We start from the raw sequence: 16166 nt of genomic DNA, 5'->3' as shown, positions 1-16166 counted from the left end.
TGCTCATGCAAAGCTTCGATTTCAGCACACTGAGCCCACGGGACAAATACAAGATTCTGATCGGCAGCGTCGTGCCACGACCGATTGCTCTGGTCACCACCGTCGACGGCGAAGGCCGGATCAACGCGGCGCCGTTCAGCTTTTTCAATGCGCTGTCGGCCGATCCGCCCATCCTCGCCCTTGGCGTGGAAAATTACGGCGACCAAAGTCCCAAGGACACCACCCGCAATATCCAGTTCAACCAGGAATTCACCGTGAACATCGTCAGCGACGCCCTGGTGGAGGCCATGAACGTCTGTGCCGTGCCCTTCGCCCCCGGCTTCGACGAACTGACCGCCGCCGGCCTCACCGCCATCCCCGGCACCACGGTCAAATGCCCGCGCATCGGCGAAGCCCCGGTGGCGCTGGAGTGCCGGCGGATGATGGCGCTGTCCATCGGCCAATCCCGGGAGATCATCTTTGGTGAAGTGCTGATGGCGCATGTGCGTGACGAACTGATCGACCCGAAAACCCTGTACATCGATCAGTTGGGGCTGGATGCGATCGGACGCATGGGTGGGCATGGCTATGCGCGAACCCGGGATTATTTCGATCTGCCGACGCGTTCGTTGCAGGCGTGGACGGATGCACCGGGGGGTGGCGAGCGGTTTTGGCCGCTGGCCAAATAGCAGGCATTAACACAAACCCTGTGGGAGCGAGCTTGCTCGCGATAGCGGTCTGTCAGGCAGCGCAGATGTTGACTGTAAAACCGTCATCGCGAGCAAGCTCGCTCCCACAGGTTTGCGGCGTCAGTGAAAATCCCGGCTGCGCACAGTAATGCCATCGAGCAACGCACTCAGATCACTCAAGCGCCCGGCAATCAGATGCCGGACCTCGCCCTCCTTCTCCCAGCGTCCATCGACCTTGAGCAGTTGCGAGCCGACCAACACCTGGCGTTGCCGGTCGGTGAGGTCGCGCCAGACCACCACGTTGACGTTGCCGAACTCGTCCTCAAGGGTGACGAACGTCACGCCGCTGGCGGTGGCCGGGCGTTGCCGGCCGGTGACCAGCCCGGCGACGCTGACCGGCCGACCGTGCTCGACGTCCAGCAGCTCTTTCGAACTGCGGCAGCGCCGCGCCTTCAACTCACCCCGCAACAGGGTCAGCGGATGCGGCCCGAGGGTGGTGCCGACACTGGCGTAATCGGCTTGCAGGTCCTCGCCCACGGTGGGTTTTGGCAACGCCACCGCGTCTTCCTCCTGACGCGGCAGGCCGGCAAACAAACCCAGCTGCTTTTGTACTCCGGCCACTTCCCAGCGTGCCCGGTGGCGGTCGCCGGCCAGGCCACGCAACGCGCCGGCATCGGCCAGTTGCTCCTGGGCGCGGGCATCGAGCCGTGCCCGTTCGCCGAGGTCGGCGATGTCGGCGAACGCGCCTTGCGAACGGGCCGCTTCGATACGTTGGGCATCGTCCTCACGAAAGCCCTTGATCATGCGTAGCCCCAAGCGAATCGCCGGTTGCGCACCGCTGATCGGTTCCAGGCTGCAATCCCAGTCACTGGCGCGCACGTCCACCGGGCGAACCTGCAAATGATGACGCCGAACGTCCTGCAGAATCTGGTCCGGGCTGTAGAACCCCATCGGCCAGCTGTTGATCAGCGCACAGGCGAAGGCCGCCGGTTCGTGGCATTTCAACCAGCAACTGGCGTAAGTCAGCAAGGCAAAGCTGGCGGCGTGGGACTCGGGGAAACCGTAGCTGCCAAAGCCCTTGATCTGCTCGAAGATCTGCGCGGCGAACTCGGCGGTGTAGCCGTTTTTCCTCATGCCGGCGGCCAGCCGCTCCTTGTGCGGTTCGAGCCCGCCATGGCGTTTCCAGGCGGCCATGGAGCGGCGTAGCTGATCGGCCTCGCCGGGGCTGTAGTCGGCGGCGACGATGGCGATCTGCATCACCTGCTCCTGAAACAGCGGCACGCCCAGGGTGCGCTTGAGCACCACTTCCAGTTCCGGCGACGGATACGCCTCCGGTTCTTCCTTGTTCCGTCGCCGCAGATACGGGTGCACCATGCCGCCCTGGATCGGCCCCGGCCGAACGATGGCGACCTCGATCACCAGATCGTAAAACGTCTTGGGCCTGAGCCTCGGCAACATCGACATCTGCGCCCGGGACTCGATCTGGAACACGCCGATGGTGTCGGCCCGACCGATCATTTCGTAGGTGGCCGCATCCTCGGGCGGGATGGTCGCCAGGCTCAGGTCCAGGCCCCGATGCCGGCGCAGCAGATCGAAACATCGACGAATCGCGCTGAGCATGCCCAGCGCCAGGATATCGACCTTGAGCAGGCCCACTGCGTCGAGGTCATCCTTGTCCCACTGGATGATGGTGCGCTCGGCCATGGCGGCGTTTTCCACCGGCACCAGACTGTCCAGCGGCTGCTCGGAAATCACGAAACCGCCGGGGTGCTGGGATAAATGCCGGGGGAAACCGATCAACTGCCCCGTCAGGCTCAACACCCGGTGCAGCACCGGGCTCTGCGGGTCAAAGCCACCTTCACGCAGGCGTTCAACGGGGGGCGTTTCATCGCTCCAGTGACCGCAGCAATCGGCCAGGGCGTTGATCTGGTCCGGCGGCAAACCCAAGGCCTTGGCCACATCCCGTACCGCACCGGCGGCGTGGTAAGTGCTGACCACCGCCGTCAGCGCGGCGCGGGCCCGGCCATAACGCTGGAACACGTACTGCAAGACTTCTTCGCGGCGTTCATGTTCGAAATCGACGTCGATGTCCGGCGGTTCGTTACGTTCCCTGGACAGAAAGCGTTCGAACAGCAACGTGGTGCGATCCGGATCGATTTCGGTGATCCCCAGGGCGAAGCACACTGCCGAGTTGGCGGCAGAACCACGACCCTGACAAAGAATCTGTTGCTGGCGGGCAAAGCGGACGATGTCGTGGACCGTCAGGAAATAACTTTCATAGCCCAGTTCGGCGATCAGTTGCAGCTCTTTATCGATCTGCACCAACACTTCGTTTTTCGGCCCTTTTGGCCAGCGCCACTCGATGCCTTCCTTGGTCAAATGACGCAGCCACGAGGTGGCCGAGTGCCCTTGCGGCACCAGTTCGCGAGGGTATTGATAACGCAGCTGGCCGAGGTCGAAGGTGCAGCGCCGGGCAATGACCAGCGTTTGCGCCAGCAAGTCTGGCGGGTAAAGCGCCTGCAGCACATCGAGGCTGCGCAGATGGCGCTCGCCGTTGGGATGCAGGCGCAACCCGGCATCGGCCACCGGCAGGTGATGACGGATCGCGGTCATGGTGTCCTGCAAGGCCCGGCGCCCGCGTGCGTGCATGTGCACATCGCCACTGGCCACGGCTGGAATTCGCAGTTCCCGAGCCAGTGTGAGCAAATCGTTCAGGCGTTGCCCATCATCCTGACCGCGATGCAACTGCACCGCCAGCCACAGGCGTTCGCCGAAGACCTGCTGGAGCCAGTGGCCCTGTGCAAAGGCATCGACAGCGTCCGGCACCCACAACACCAACAGCCCCGGCAACGGTTCGCCGAAGTCTTCGCGCAGCACCTGATACTGGCCTTTCTGCGTACGGCGCCGGGCGCGGGTGATCAATCGGCACAGCGCCTGATAGCCCTCGAGGCTCTCCACCAGCAGCACCAGTTTCGGACCGTTCTCGATGCGTATTTCACTGCCGATGATCAGCGGCAACTCCACGGACTTCGCCGCTTGCCAGGCACGAACGATGCCCGCCAGGGTGCATTCGTCGGTGATCGCCAGGGCTTGGTAACCCTGTTTTTTCGCGCGCTGGAACAGCTCGAGGGCACTGGAGGCACCGCGCTGGAAGCTGAAGTTCGACAGGCAGTGCAATTCGGCATAGTCGCGGCTCATGCAAACCAGCCCTGCAACCACAACGGGCCGTCCTCGCCGACCGCCCGGTAGGCCCAGCCCTGTTGGCCGGCACGGGTTTCGATCAGGTAATAGTCGCGGCGTACGTCGTCACCGTCCCACCAGCCGGACTCGATACGCTCCGGCCCCATGAGGATGCGCGCCGAGCCCTGGTGCACAGCCAGCGGCTCGGTCAGCAGCCAGCCCGGCCGCTTCACGGCGCCCAGCGCTATACAAGGCTGGCTGTCGGCACTGGCCTGCCACGCGCACTCGGGGCGATGATCGGCCTGGAAGCGCAAGCCATGCACCGCGTCATCCCCCAGCCGTGCCCGCAGGCGTTCGCGCAGTTGCTCCCAGGGCAAGGACTGCTGCGGGCGATCGTCGAACAGCTCCTGATGCTGGGGCACGAAGGTCGGCAAATCCTCGGCACACAGGCGAAAACCGCGCACCGGCGCCTCGACCTGGACTTGCTCCAGCCGCCCACGGGCCAGCTCGAAGAGCATCGCCGGATCACGCTCGGCGCTGAGCAGGCCGACCTTGATCAGCGTATCCGGCAACCCGGCGTGCTCCAGATGCAGGTCGAAACGCTGTACGCCGCTGTCGCGACCGCAGAGGAACGCCGACAGGTCGCCCGTCAACCGGCGCAACGGAAACAGCAGGGCTTGATGGGACTGCACATCGAAATTGAGCTCGATACGCACATCGAAGCGGTCCGGCGGCAGGTAAAACGCCAGTGCCAGCCGCCGCACACCCAGCAGGGCATCCAGATGCTTGAGCACCTGGGCCTCGAAGCGCCGGGCCAGGCTCTGCCGGGGCAACGCCTGCACCTGGCTCAAGGTGCGCAGGCCCATTCGCGACAAGGCCGTGGCAACCTGTGCTTCGAGGCCAATCCGGTCGACGGGCATCTGCCCCAAGTGATGCTGCAAGGCTTGATCATCCGGTACCACCAGGCCGTCATAGGCATTGGCCAGCACCCGCGCCGCCACCGGGTTGGGCGCGGCCACGATGCGGTGCCGAAATCCCAGTTCGCCGAGCTCACGGCGCAAAAGCGCTTCGAATTGCGGCCAGGCGCCGAACAGGCCGAGGCTGGACTCGATCTCGAACACCAGGGCCCGGGGGTAATGCACGCTGACCTGGGAACTGAAGCGATAGGCCCAGGCGGCGAGAAACTGCTGCCAGCGCTCGATTTCACTGGCGTCGTATTCAGCCGTGGCAAACCCCTTGCTCAAGGCCTGTGCCGCGCTCATGGACTGGCCGGGACGCAAACCCAGCGCCCGCGCCGCAGCGTTGACGGCCTGCAGCACCCGGCGCTGGGCCGGGCCGGTCAGCAACGCCAGGGGTTCATCGGGATCGGCGCGCTGACGCGATGCCGCGTCCAGCGCCAATTGCGGGAAAACAATGCAGACCCAGCGCATGGCAACCTCAATGCCCCACGGCGAAGGCAATCGGCGCCGAACGGGCCAGGCCGCCGCGGCACTTGAGCACGCGCAGTTGTGCCGGCCGGGCATCGATGGCGATGCGCAGGGCCGCCGGCGAAGGGTTGATCGCTTCACTGAGGGGACGATAGGCGAAGGCCAGGGTCTGGCCGGTTTCCGCCGCCACCTGCAAACGGCGCAAGGCGCGGTCATCGGCCTTGTGCGGCCAGCACAGCACCGCGCCGCAACTGCCCGAACGCAGGCATTGTTCCGCGGCCCACAGCGCATCGCGCTCGCTGGCCCGGATGATCGACAACTGACGCAGATCGACCCCGGCGCCCTGCCACGCCTGGGGATACGGCACATAAGGGGGCGCCACCAGCACAATGCGTTCGCCCGCCGCCGACAGCCGTGCCAGCGTCGGCCACACCAACTGCAACTCGCCCACGCCCTGCCCGGCCAGCAGGATTTCCGTCAGCGCCGCCTCCGGCCAGCCGCCACTGGGCAATGCCGCGTCCAGCGCGGCGTGCCCGGTGGGTTGCGGGCTGGCGGCCGGCGGCGCAGGCCGGCCCCTCCAGACCTGGCCGCCATTGAACAGCGTATCCAGCGCAACGACGGCACCCATCAGCCTTGCCTCACCAAACCACAGAACACGCCTTCGATGGCCAGGTCCTGATCGGCGTGCACAATAATCGGCTGGTAGGCCGGGTTGCGCGGCAGCAGGCGAACCACATCGCCGACCCGCTCGAAGCGCTTGATGGTGACTTCACCGTCGAGCCGCGCCACGACGATCTGACCGTTGAGCGCCTCGGGGTTGCGGTGCACGCCTACCAGATCGCCGTCGAGAATGCCGTCCTCGATCATCGAATCACCGCGCACCCGCAACATGTAGTCCGGCACCCGCGAGAAAATCGACGGATCGAGCAGCAAGCGGCTATGGATTTGCGCATCGACCCCGATGGGCGCACCGGCCGCCACCCGACCAAGCACCGGGATGTCCAGCAACTCGGGACGCGACGGCTGCCCGAGCAGGCGAATGCCCCGGGCCTGATGCGGGTTGACCTCGATAAACCCGGCTTCGGTCAGCGCCAGCACATGCTTGCGCGCCACACTGCGGGAGGCGAAACCGAACGCCTCGCTGATCTCGGCGAGGCTCGGAGGCTGACCGTGCTCGGCGATGCGATCGCGGATGAAGGTCAGGATGGCGGTACGGCGGGGAGTCAGAGTCGTCATGGAGTACATTTGTACTCTTTTGGCTTTTTCCTGGCAAGAACCGTCAATCATCTGGTCGATAACCTGTGGGAGCGGGCTTGCTCGCGAAAGCGGTGGATCAGCCAATGAAGTATCGATAGACACACCGCTTTCGCGAGCAAGCCCGCTCCCACACTGGATTTCATTGGCTCAAGGGGTCAGTTGCGCCAGATACGCCGTTCATGCCCGTCGCTAAACACCTGTTGCAGGTCATACCCCTGAGCGTGCCGCTCGACAACCCGAAGACGCAACGCCCATCGCTACTTACTCGAACAAAACGGACGATCAAAAAATGAGGCATACCGTTCGTCGACTTTCTAAAAAAATCAGCATCTCAAGAAAATAAAAATCCATAAAAAAAGTAGAAACCGCCCATTTACTCCTACAGAAATATTCTACTCAACATGGAAAGATCATTTCTGCCTGCCGAAAACTAAAACACAGTTTCAAAAAGGAATTCCACAGATCCACACTAAAAACCAACCACAGTAGAGAAAAACCAAAAAACCAAGGGTCCCAACATCATGTAGGAGACATCTTAAAAGACCATAGGAAAACCCCTACAACATAAACCCCCCTCACTTGCATTTAACACTAAAATCAACCAACCATTGCAACATCACTTAATGCCAGATGGCAAACCACAAACGAAAGCAAAATAAAAAACAACAACCTTGGAAAACACCATCCAATGACTAAAAATATTTTACCCAGAGTGTTCTCCCTAACATCCATACTCATCAAAGAACAATTGAAAGAACCCATCGCCTTTTTCTGGATCATGATATCACCTTGTGCGATGTTCTATTTTTTCGCAACAACCAGGCAAGACCCCAACTATTTCCCTAGCAATTACATTACGATTTCGGCATGGTTTTATGCCTACATATCTTCAAGTGTCGCATTATTCGGATTCGCCTTCTACATAATCGGAAGAAGGGAAAGCGGGTTCATCCGTTCATTTATTTACTCCCGTGAATCGAAACTATTTTTTCTTTTATCGCACTTCATTGCCTACTCGCTAATATCAATATCTTATTGCGCAACCTTCTACTTGACGACCAAGCTTCCATTTGGAAACTACGCCTTCGATGAACTACTGAATCTGGCACTACGCTTCTACATCTGCTTTATCATGTTTTGCGCTCTCGGGGCTGCCTTCTCATTGCTACCGATCAACTTTCAGAACTCGAACACTTTGCTTTCCATTTTTTCGTTCTGCATGTTGATCCTCGGAGTCATGAGTGCCAGCAGACCAAACCCCATCACCGACGCTTTGAACCTCGCAAACCCACTGACACTTGCAAGCCAAATAATGGAACAAGGCCTTGGCCCCAACAAACCCATCACAGCCGCAATCGTTCTTTTGTTTATTTTTGCACTGTACAAAACGTTCAAACACCTAAGAATCAATCCCGTATGGAGCCGGTACTGATGAAAAAATTCACGGCGCAGAACATTGACTTCTCCTATACAGACACGCCCCTCTTAACCCAAGCATCTCTTGAGGTTGCTCAAGGTGACATTGTCGGCATTCTGGGGCCCAACGGATCTGGAAAAACAACTTTTTTCGATCTCGTCTGCGACCTTAAAAAAGCAAAATCCGGCTTCATAAAAAACGACTTCATTCGTTTTTTATACCTTTCCCAAATCATCTCCACGCCCCCACCGCTGCGCATGCGTGACATTTTTAAAATGGTATCGGCGCTGTCATCAAACGAGCCCATGACACAAGATAAAACCCTGAAAAAACTAAGTGCATGGAGCCCTGCGATAGTTGACCGATACCAAGACATATGGAACAAAAAATCATCGCTGTGCAGCTACGGAGAGACACGCTGGTTCTTTACTCTTTCCCTTCTTTCAATTTCCGCAGACTTTGTAATTCTCGACGAACCGACTGCCGGTGTAGATCCCGAATTTCGTCACTATATTTGGCAATGTCTTCACGGCGCCGCCAGGGAGGGCACCGCCATTCTGGTTTCCTCGCACAATGTTGATGAAGTCATTAACCATTGTGATTATTTTTATATGATCAGCCAGCAACGCTTCAATCGCTTTAACAACGGCAGTGAGTTCATGCAAAAGTATGGAGTAAAGACTGTGGACGATGTGTTTATCCGGGCCGTTACTGAACCTGTATTCGCCACATAAACCACTGAAAGCGCACGGGGGGAGCTGTCGCAGACCGCGACAACTCCCGCTGAGGAATGGAATACGATTCAGTCGGTAAGTCCAGCCAGATACGCCCACGGATAAATCCCCCGCTCATGCCCATCGCTGAAGACCAGTTGCAGGCCATAGCCCTGCGGGTTCAGTTCGATTACCCGCACCCGGGCATCCACCATCGGCGCCATCCCCCGCAGACGAAAGGCCCGGCACTGCGAACATGGACACTGACGACGCAGTTCGGCGTGGTCCAGCCACTGTTCGCGGCCATCGGGCCAGTTCAATCGCAGCTGCTGCCTACCCTGCGAATTACCCACCGCCAGCGGGTTCATTGCAGTTGACTCAAGGCAATGCGCACGGCCTTGCGCACTTCAGGGTCGCCGTCGTGTTGCGCGGCCTGCAATGGCGCAATGGCCCGTGGGTCGTTCAGTTCGCCGAGGGCCAGCGCGGCTTCCTTGCGCAGGTTGCTGATGCGATGGCCGAGGGTGTCGATCAGCGCTTCGAGCGCCGGTCCATAACGCAAGCGACCGAGGCTGCGGGTGGCGCGCAGACGCACCTGCCAGTAATCGTCGTCCAGGGCGTCGATCAGGGCCGGGCCGGCGTCGGGGTGGCCGACCTTGCCCAGGGTGGTGGCGGCTTCTTCGCGGACTTGCCAGGCATCGTCCCGCAAGGCCTGGCGCAGGGCCGGCAGCACATGGGCGTCAGACGCCAGGCCCAGCGCCCCGGTGGCGGCCCGCCGCACGTCGGTGTCCGGGTCGGCGCTGGCCAGTCGCGCCAGTGCCGGTAAGGCATCAAGCTGCTTGAGCCAGCCGAGTACGCCCACCGCCTCGCGGCGCACGCTGGCGCTTTCATCGTCCAATGCAGCGGCAGCTGCTGCGGCGGCATCGGGGCAGCGCAACTCGCGCAACGCCCGGAACGCGGCAATGCGTACGCCGCTGTCGGCGTGCCCGGTCCAGGGCAGAATGACCCGCCCCGCCGCTTCGCTCTTGAGCAGGCTGAGGCTTTGCGCAGCGGCCGCCTGCACCGCCGGGGATGGATCCGTCAGGGCCTGGCACAAGGCTTCGACCACGGGCGCGTCCTCCCAGGCTTCCATCAACCGGGCGGCTTCGGCGCGAACGTCTGCACTCGGGTCTTCGGCCAGTCGATCGATCAACCACTGCAGGCCGTCCGGCTCCTCGAGATCGGCCAGCTCGATCAGTGCGATCCGGCGCACGCCGGGGTCGTCATCGGTCAGGCGCGGTTGCAGGGCCAGAATGTCGTCGTTATCGGTTACATCGAATAGTGAGGTCATAGGGCAAATCGCGGCAGTTTGTTTTCAGGGGGAAGTCCGAGCGGGTTCAGGCGCGGCAGTTGCCGGCCGTCTTCGTGCCGCAGGAGTTCGAGGCAATGGCGCTTCAGATGCGAGAATTCAGGGCGGGTCATCAGCTCCGTGCTGCGCGGCCGGGGGAAATCCAGGCGCAGGTCTTCGATGATTCGCCCGGGGCGTGAGCTCATGACCAGCAAGCGGTCGGCGAGGAACAGCGCTTCGTCGATGTCATGGGTGACAAACACCACGGTGGTGCGGATGCGCGTCCAGATGTCCAGCAGCAGTTCCTGCATGTTCAATCGGGTCAGGGCATCGAGGGCGCCAAAGGGCTCGTCCATCAGCAACAGGCGCGGACGGTTGACCAGCACCCGGGCGATTTCCACCCGCTGCTGCATGCCGCCGGACAGTTGGTCAGGCCAGCGCCCGGCAAACCCTTCGAGGCCCACCAGGGCGAGGATTTCATCCGCCGCCTTGAGTCGTTCGATCTTGCCGACGCCACGCATTTTCAGGCCGAACGCCACGTTGTCACGCACCGTGCGCCACGGAAACAGCGTGTGCTGCTGGAACACCATGCCCCGTTGTGGCGATGGCCCCGACACCGGCGCGCCATCCACGCTCAAGCTGCCGGTGCACGGTTGCAGGTGGCCGGCCAGCGCCCCGAGCAAGGTGGATTTACCGCAACCGGACGGCCCGAGGATGCACACGAACTGCCCTGGCTCGATCTGGCAGTCGAGGCCCTGCACCGCTTCGAAAGCCCCGTGGCCCTCGCCCAGGCTGATCGACAACCCGCGGATATCGATACGCCCTTCCAGGTGTTGAAAAACGCTCATCAGGCTTTTCCTCGTGGTCGATGCCAAGGCGTGAATAGCCCGCCCAGTCGCTTGATCAACAGGCTGCTGCCCATGCCGAGCACGCCGATCAGCAACATGCCGACGACGATGTCGGCGTAGTTCTGGATGGTGTAGGACTCCCAGGTGTAATAGCCGATGCCGAATTGGCCGGAGATCATTTCCGCCGTCACCAGGCAAAACCACGAGGTGCCCATGCCGATGGCCAGGCCGGTGATGATGCTCGGCGCCGCGCCCGGCAGAACGACCTCCAGCAGGATGGCCTGGCGCCCTGCCCCGAGGCTTTTCGCCGAGGCGATCAGCCGTGGGTCGACGCCTTCGACGCCGTGCACGGTGTTGAGCAGGATCGGGAACAGGGCGCCGGTGAAGGTGATGAACACCATCGACAGTTCCGACGAGGGAAACATCAGGATCGCCAGGGGAATCCAGGCCACGGCCGGAATCGGCCGCAGGACTTCCAGGGGCGGCAGCAACAGATCTTCGGCCCATTTCGAGCGACCGATGGCCAGGCCCAGAGCCACGCCAATGATCAGCGCCGCGAGGTAGCCGGCGAATACCCGCCCGAGGCTGCTGCCCAGGTGCTGGGCGAGTTTGCCCGAGTCGCCCAGGCCGAGGGCGGCTTCAATGACCGCCAAGGGTGTCGGGACGTTGGCGAAGGTCACCAGGCCAAGGTTCCAGTGGTGGCTGGCGGCGAGTTGCCAGAACAGCAGGCAGAGCAGCAGTGAAGCGGCTCTGGGAATCCAGCGAGAATATGATCGGTACACAATTTTTCCTCTCAACCCACCTCCTGTAGGAGCGAGCTTGCTCGCGAAGAACGCCAACGATTACTCGCTCTGTCTGACGGATCGCGTTGTCCGGACGTTTTTAGCGAGCAAGCTCGCTCCTACAGGGAGCTGTGGTGTTTGGGGGTTAGCGGGTGGCTACGGCCTGGGTCGTGGCATCGGTGAAGTCGAATACTTTCCCGCCTTGGGCGCTGGCGAACTGTTGGGCCTGGCCTTTGAGCAGGAACGCGCTCAGCCGCCCCTTGGCGTCGGTGGCAAACCACGCCTGATCCGCCAGCAACTTGATCCCGCTGTCGCTGGCCTGGGTGTACACCGCGCGGATGTTCTTGCCTTCCTGTTTCAACGCTGTCAGCGCGGTAAATGCCGATTCCGCCGAGGCGTACTGACGAACCTTCGGCTCGCCACGCACCCAGATTTCCGCCACATGACTGAAGTCGGTGATGGCTTTGCCGCTTGCCGCATCGACGGCCTTGAGCGGCGTCTGCCGGTAATTCCCAAGCTGCGCGCTGTAGTCCAGGTTCGAGGCCTTGAAGGCGGCGCGGATGTACTGGTCGTCGATGAAGGTGTTGAGATCGAGCCCGCGATCGGCCTTCTTCAACAGCTTGAGGGTATCGATGGCGGTGCCCACGGCCTGGCGGTATTCCGGCTTCCAGCTCAGGTCGCGGGTCTGCACGCCGAGGGGGCCATGGAACAGGTAGCTGACCTCGGCATCAACCCCGGTGACCTTGGCGATCAACTCGCTGTATTTCTCCGGTTCAGCCGCCAGCAACTGGTTGGCTTCGATGCTCGCCCGCAGGTAAGCGACGACGATTTCCGGGTACTTTTTCGCATAGGCCTGATCGACCAGCGCACCGTGGAAGGTCGGCGCATCGGCCTGGGAACCGTCATAGATCTTGCGGGCGAAACCACGGCTGGGGAACAGCTCGGCGAAGGGTACGAAGTCGGCATGAGCATCGATCTTGCCGGCCTGCAACGCGGAACCGGCGACTTCCGGCGGCTGGGCGATGATGTTCACGTCCTTGAGCGGGTCCCAGCCCTGGGCCGCGACGGCGCGCAGCAGCATGCCATGGGCGGTGGAAGCGAACGGCACGGAGATGGTCTTGCCCTTGAGTTCGGCCAGCGACTGCACGCCCGACGCACTCGGCACCACGATGCCGTTGCCACTGCCCTTGGTGCTGCCCGACAATACGCTGATGAACAGGCTGTGCTTGCCCGCCGTTTCGAAGGCCACGCCGTTGAACGCACCGGGGAAATCGGCCATGGCGCCGAAGTCGAGTTTGCCGGCGACCATCTCGTTGGTCAGCGGTGCGCCGCTGGTGAAGTTTTTCCACTGCACGTCATATTGGGCGTCTTTGTAGGGGCCGTCGTGGGGCAGGTATTTGTCCAGCAGGCCGAGCTCGCGAATCAACAATCCGCCGGCGGCGCAGTTGATGGTGGTGTCCTGGGTGCCGATGGCAATGCGGATGGTTTCGGCCGAGGCCGACAGGGTGAAGGAAGCCAGTACCAGACCGGCCAAAGCTGCACGCAACATCATGAGTGTTTCCCCTCGAATCATTTATAGGATGTTCGTCTCCGCCACGATCAGGGCGTGGTGGGAAACGAGGGGTGTTCTGGATCAGGCGTCCGGTGGTTGCCGGATGGCTTTTTGGGTTGTTTGAACTCGATTCACTGTGGGAGCGGGCTTGCTCGCGAATGCGTCCGTACAGTCAATGGAGATGCCAGCTGTGCCGGCCTCTTCGCGAGCAAGCCCGCTCCCACATGGACGGTATTTCAGCGCAGTAAATAGGGAATCTCCACTTTCACCGCCCCGGTCGGGCAATCCTTTTCACAGGGCATGCAGTACCAGCATTCGTCGAACGCCATGTAGGCCTTTTGCGTGGCCGGGTTGATCGCCAGCAGGTCCATCGGGCAAACGTCGACGCACACGGTGCAGCCTTTGTGGGCGATGCATTTGTCTTCATCGACCGTGACCGGAGCGTTGGAGCGAAAGAAGATTTCCTGGGGTTGGTAAGCCATGTTCGGTCTCTCTCTGGTTGTCGGCATCAAGCCGCATCGGCACCGACCCGCAGCCGGTCGTAGGCCTGCATCTCGTCGGCATCCAGCGGGATGATGTAAGGCTCGACGGCTTTCCTGAAACTGCTCATCAAACCGTTTTCGTCCTTCTTCAAGTGGCAATGGCAGAACCAGTCGCGGTCGTTGCGTTGCGGGTGATCGACGCGATGGTGGTAAAGCCCCCAGCGGCTTTCGGCGCGGAACAATGAAGCGCGGGCGGCCATTTCGGCGCAGTCGCGGATCATGCTGACTTCCATGGCGCGCATCAGTTCGTGGGCGTTGTGGGCCTTGATCTGGTCGAGGTCGCGCTGGATGTCGCTGAAGCGTTGCAGGCCGATCTGCATCTTCTTTGTCACTTTCGGCGGTTGCAGGTAGTCGTTGACGAAGCGCCGCAGCTTGTACTCGACCTGGGCCGGTGGCAGGCCGTGTTCGCGGTCCAGCGGTGCATAGACCCGCTGTTTTTCGCTTTCGATCTGCGCGGCATCCAGCGCGGAAAACTCACGCCCGTCGACAAAATCCGCCGCGTTGTTGCCGGCAAACCAGCCATAGGTGAACGCACCGAGCATGTAGTTGTGCGGCACCGCCGCCATGTCCCCCGCCGAGTACAAGCCCTTGACCGAGGTCTCGGCCTTCTCGTTGACCCATACCCCCGACGCCGAATGCCCGCTGCAAAAACCGATTTCCGAGATGTGCATCTCGACCATCTGCGTGCGGTAGTCGGTACCGCGATTGGCATGGAACTGGCCCCGGCTCGGACGCTCGTTGCTGTGCAGGATCTCTTCGATGTTCTGGATGGTTTCCTCGGCCAGGTGATCGAGCTTGAGGAACACCGGACCGTTGCCGCTCTCCAGCTCCTGATGGAACTCCCACATCATCTGCCCGCTCCAGTAGTCGCACTCGATGAAGCGCTCGCCCTTGTTGTTGGCGGTGTAGCCACCCAGGGGACCGGTGACGTAGGCGCAGGCCGGGCCGTTGTAATCCTTGATCAGCGGGTTGATCTGGAAGCATTCCAGGTTCGCCAGCTCGGCCCCGGCGTGGTAGGCCATCGAGTAGCCGTCGCCGGCATTGGTCGGGTTTTCGTAGGTGCCCATCAGGTAGCCCGAGGACGGCAGGCCCAGGCGGCCGGCGGCACCGCAGGCGAGGATCACCGCCTTGGCCTTGATCACATGGAAGTCCGCCGTGCGGCAATCGAAACCCATCACACCGTTGACCGCGCCCTCCTCGTCCGTCAGCAAACGGGTGCAGACCAGCCGATTGGTGATGCTCACCCGCGCGCGCTTCAACTGGCGGTACAGGACTTTCTTGATGTCGTGCCCCTCCGGCATCGGCAACACGTAAGCGCCCATGTGGTGGACCTTCTTCACCGCGTAGTCGCCGGTTTCGTCCTTCTCGAACTTCACGCCCCAGCGGTCCAGTTGCTCGATCGTCTCGAAGCTGTGAGTGGCATAGGCGTACACCGCCGCCTGGTTGACGATGCCGTCGTTGGCGATAGTGATTTCCTTGGTGTACTGCTCCGGTGTCGAGTGGCCGGGAATGATCGCGTTGTTCAGGCCGTCCATGCCCATGCTGATCGCGCCGCTGCGCTTGACGTTCGCCTTGTCGATCAACAACACCCGCAGGTCGCGGTTGCGTTCCTTGGCCTTGATCGCCGCCATCGGCCCGGCGGTGCCGCCGCCGATCACGACGATGTCGTATTCCTGCTCCAACGTGTTGCACGTCATGCCTGATCCCCTTTTTGCCGGTCGATCCGCAGGCGGTACTGGAAGGCATCGCCACGGTAGTAAAGGTGTTCGAAGTCCACTGGCCGGCCTTCGGCGTCGTGGGTCAGGCGTTCGATGCGCATGATCGGCGAGCCTGGTTCGACGTTCAGCGCCTGGGTCAGGTCGCTGTCGGCCAGTACCGCGTCGATGGCCAGGTCAGCGTGACCGAGCGCCAGGCCGCAGTCGTTTTCCAGGATCAGGAAAATGTCGCGGGTGACCAGATCGGCCTTTTCCAGACGCTCGCCAACGGCCTTGGGCAGGTAGGTGATTTCCAGGGAAATCGGCTCGCGATTGATCAGGCGCACCCGCTTGATCTGCGCCACGATCTCGCCTTCCTCGACCTGCAAACGCTCGGCGACAAGCTTGTCGGCTGCAATGAATTTGAAGCTGCGCAGGCGGTTGATCACCTCATAGCCGCGACCGGTCATGGACTCGGCCAGGCCTTGCAGGGTGCTGACGTTCTGGAAGGTTTTCGGCTTGGCGACGAAAGTGCCCTTGCCGTGGATCTTGAAGATCAGCCCTTCCTTTTGCAGGTCACCCAAGGCCTGGCGCACGGTGATGCGGCTGACCTTGAACAAGGCGCCAAGCTCGCTTTCGGAAGGCATCTGGCTGTCTTGCGGGTATTGGCCGTCGAGGATGCGGGCGCGCAGCACGTCTCGCAGCTGGGTGTGCAGCGGGACGCTGCTCAGGGATAGAACGTTATCGGGCATGGCAGATCAC

General features: G+C 61.5%; 15 protein-coding genes. 2 read left to right on the top strand and 13 right to left on the bottom strand.

The window, feature by feature from the left end:
* Positions 1 to 5: 5 nt before the first annotated feature.
* Complete coding sequence (locus AC3WN7_RS08625) at positions 6 to 668, top strand: flavin reductase family protein (RefSeq protein ID WP_102674046.1); 663 nt, start codon at positions 6 to 8, stop codon at positions 666 to 668.
* Positions 669 to 788: 120 nt separating this feature from the next.
* Here the strand turns inward: AC3WN7_RS08625 and AC3WN7_RS08620 are convergent, their stop codons facing one another.
* The 5 genes from AC3WN7_RS08620 to AC3WN7_RS08600 form a co-directional block, all read right to left on the bottom strand.
* A complete protein-coding gene (locus tag AC3WN7_RS08620) occupies positions 789 to 3887 on the bottom strand; it encodes an error-prone DNA polymerase (protein WP_207258306.1) in 3099 nt (1032 codons plus the stop codon).
* Positions 3863 to 5278, bottom strand: coding sequence for a Y-family DNA polymerase (locus AC3WN7_RS08615; protein WP_095966820.1), 1416 nt, complete (start codon positions 5276 to 5278; stop codon positions 3863 to 3865). The genes AC3WN7_RS08620 and AC3WN7_RS08615 overlap by 25 nt, the downstream gene beginning before the upstream one ends.
* A gap of 7 nt (positions 5279 to 5285) precedes the next feature.
* Positions 5286 to 5903: a translesion DNA synthesis-associated protein ImuA gene (gene imuA / locus AC3WN7_RS08610; protein WP_007973327.1), complete on the bottom strand. Its 618-nt coding sequence runs from the start codon at positions 5901 to 5903 to the stop codon at positions 5286 to 5288.
* Positions 5903 to 6520: a transcriptional repressor LexA gene (gene lexA, locus AC3WN7_RS08605; protein ID WP_102674043.1), complete on the bottom strand. Its 618-nt coding sequence runs from the start codon at positions 6518 to 6520 to the stop codon at positions 5903 to 5905. The genes imuA and lexA overlap by 1 nt, the downstream gene beginning before the upstream one ends.
* Positions 6521 to 7129: 609 nt before the next feature.
* Positions 7130 to 7312 (bottom strand): hypothetical protein, encoded by a 183-nt coding sequence (locus AC3WN7_RS08600; protein ID WP_158247831.1) that lies wholly within the window; start codon positions 7310 to 7312, stop codon positions 7130 to 7132.
* Positions 7313 to 7963: 651 nt separating this feature from the next.
* On the opposite strand from AC3WN7_RS08600, the gene AC3WN7_RS08595 reads away from it, so the two are divergent.
* Complete coding sequence (locus AC3WN7_RS08595; RefSeq protein WP_102674041.1) at positions 7964 to 8683, top strand: AAA family ATPase; 720 nt, start codon at positions 7964 to 7966, stop codon at positions 8681 to 8683.
* A gap of 68 nt (positions 8684 to 8751) precedes the next feature.
* Here the strand turns inward: AC3WN7_RS08595 and AC3WN7_RS08590 are convergent, their stop codons facing one another.
* From AC3WN7_RS08590 to AC3WN7_RS08555, 8 genes are all read right to left on the bottom strand, one after another.
* A complete protein-coding gene (locus AC3WN7_RS08590) occupies positions 8752 to 9030 on the bottom strand; it encodes a DUF971 domain-containing protein (RefSeq protein ID WP_015094860.1) in 279 nt (92 codons plus the stop codon).
* Positions 9027 to 9989 carry a HEAT repeat domain-containing protein gene (locus AC3WN7_RS08585; protein WP_102674040.1) on the bottom strand — a complete coding sequence of 321 codons (963 nt, stop codon included), beginning with the start codon at positions 9987 to 9989 and terminating at the stop codon, positions 9027 to 9029. Before AC3WN7_RS08585 ends, AC3WN7_RS08590 begins: the two co-directional genes overlap by 4 nt.
* Positions 9986 to 10834: an ABC transporter ATP-binding protein gene (locus AC3WN7_RS08580; RefSeq protein ID WP_102674039.1), complete on the bottom strand. Its 849-nt coding sequence runs from the start codon at positions 10832 to 10834 to the stop codon at positions 9986 to 9988. Before AC3WN7_RS08580 ends, AC3WN7_RS08585 begins: the two co-directional genes overlap by 4 nt.
* A complete protein-coding gene (locus tag AC3WN7_RS08575; protein ID WP_102674038.1) occupies positions 10834 to 11616 on the bottom strand; it encodes an ABC transporter permease in 783 nt (260 codons plus the stop codon). Before AC3WN7_RS08575 ends, AC3WN7_RS08580 begins: the two co-directional genes overlap by 1 nt.
* A gap of 145 nt (positions 11617 to 11761) precedes the next feature.
* Positions 11762 to 13168 (bottom strand): ABC transporter substrate-binding protein, encoded by a 1407-nt coding sequence (locus AC3WN7_RS08570; RefSeq protein ID WP_173862067.1) that lies wholly within the window; start codon positions 13166 to 13168, stop codon positions 11762 to 11764.
* Positions 13169 to 13404: 236 nt separating this feature from the next.
* Positions 13405 to 13650 carry a 4Fe-4S dicluster domain-containing protein gene (locus AC3WN7_RS08565; RefSeq protein WP_003180418.1) on the bottom strand — a complete coding sequence of 82 codons (246 nt, stop codon included), beginning with the start codon at positions 13648 to 13650 and terminating at the stop codon, positions 13405 to 13407.
* Positions 13651 to 13676: 26 nt separating this feature from the next.
* A complete protein-coding gene (locus AC3WN7_RS08560) occupies positions 13677 to 15407 on the bottom strand; it encodes a fumarate reductase/succinate dehydrogenase flavoprotein subunit (protein WP_102674037.1) in 1731 nt (576 codons plus the stop codon).
* Entirely contained in the window at positions 15404 to 16156 is a 753-nt protein-coding gene (locus tag AC3WN7_RS08555) for a GntR family transcriptional regulator (protein ID WP_102674036.1), read from the bottom strand. The genes AC3WN7_RS08560 and AC3WN7_RS08555 overlap by 4 nt, the downstream gene beginning before the upstream one ends.
* Positions 16157 to 16166: the final 10 nt, after the last annotated feature.

It is taken from the genome of Pseudomonas sp. FW305-70 (genome assembly GCF_058783925.1).
Note: the sequence above shows the minus strand (reverse complement) of the source record. Positions and strands in the feature narration are given on the sequence as shown.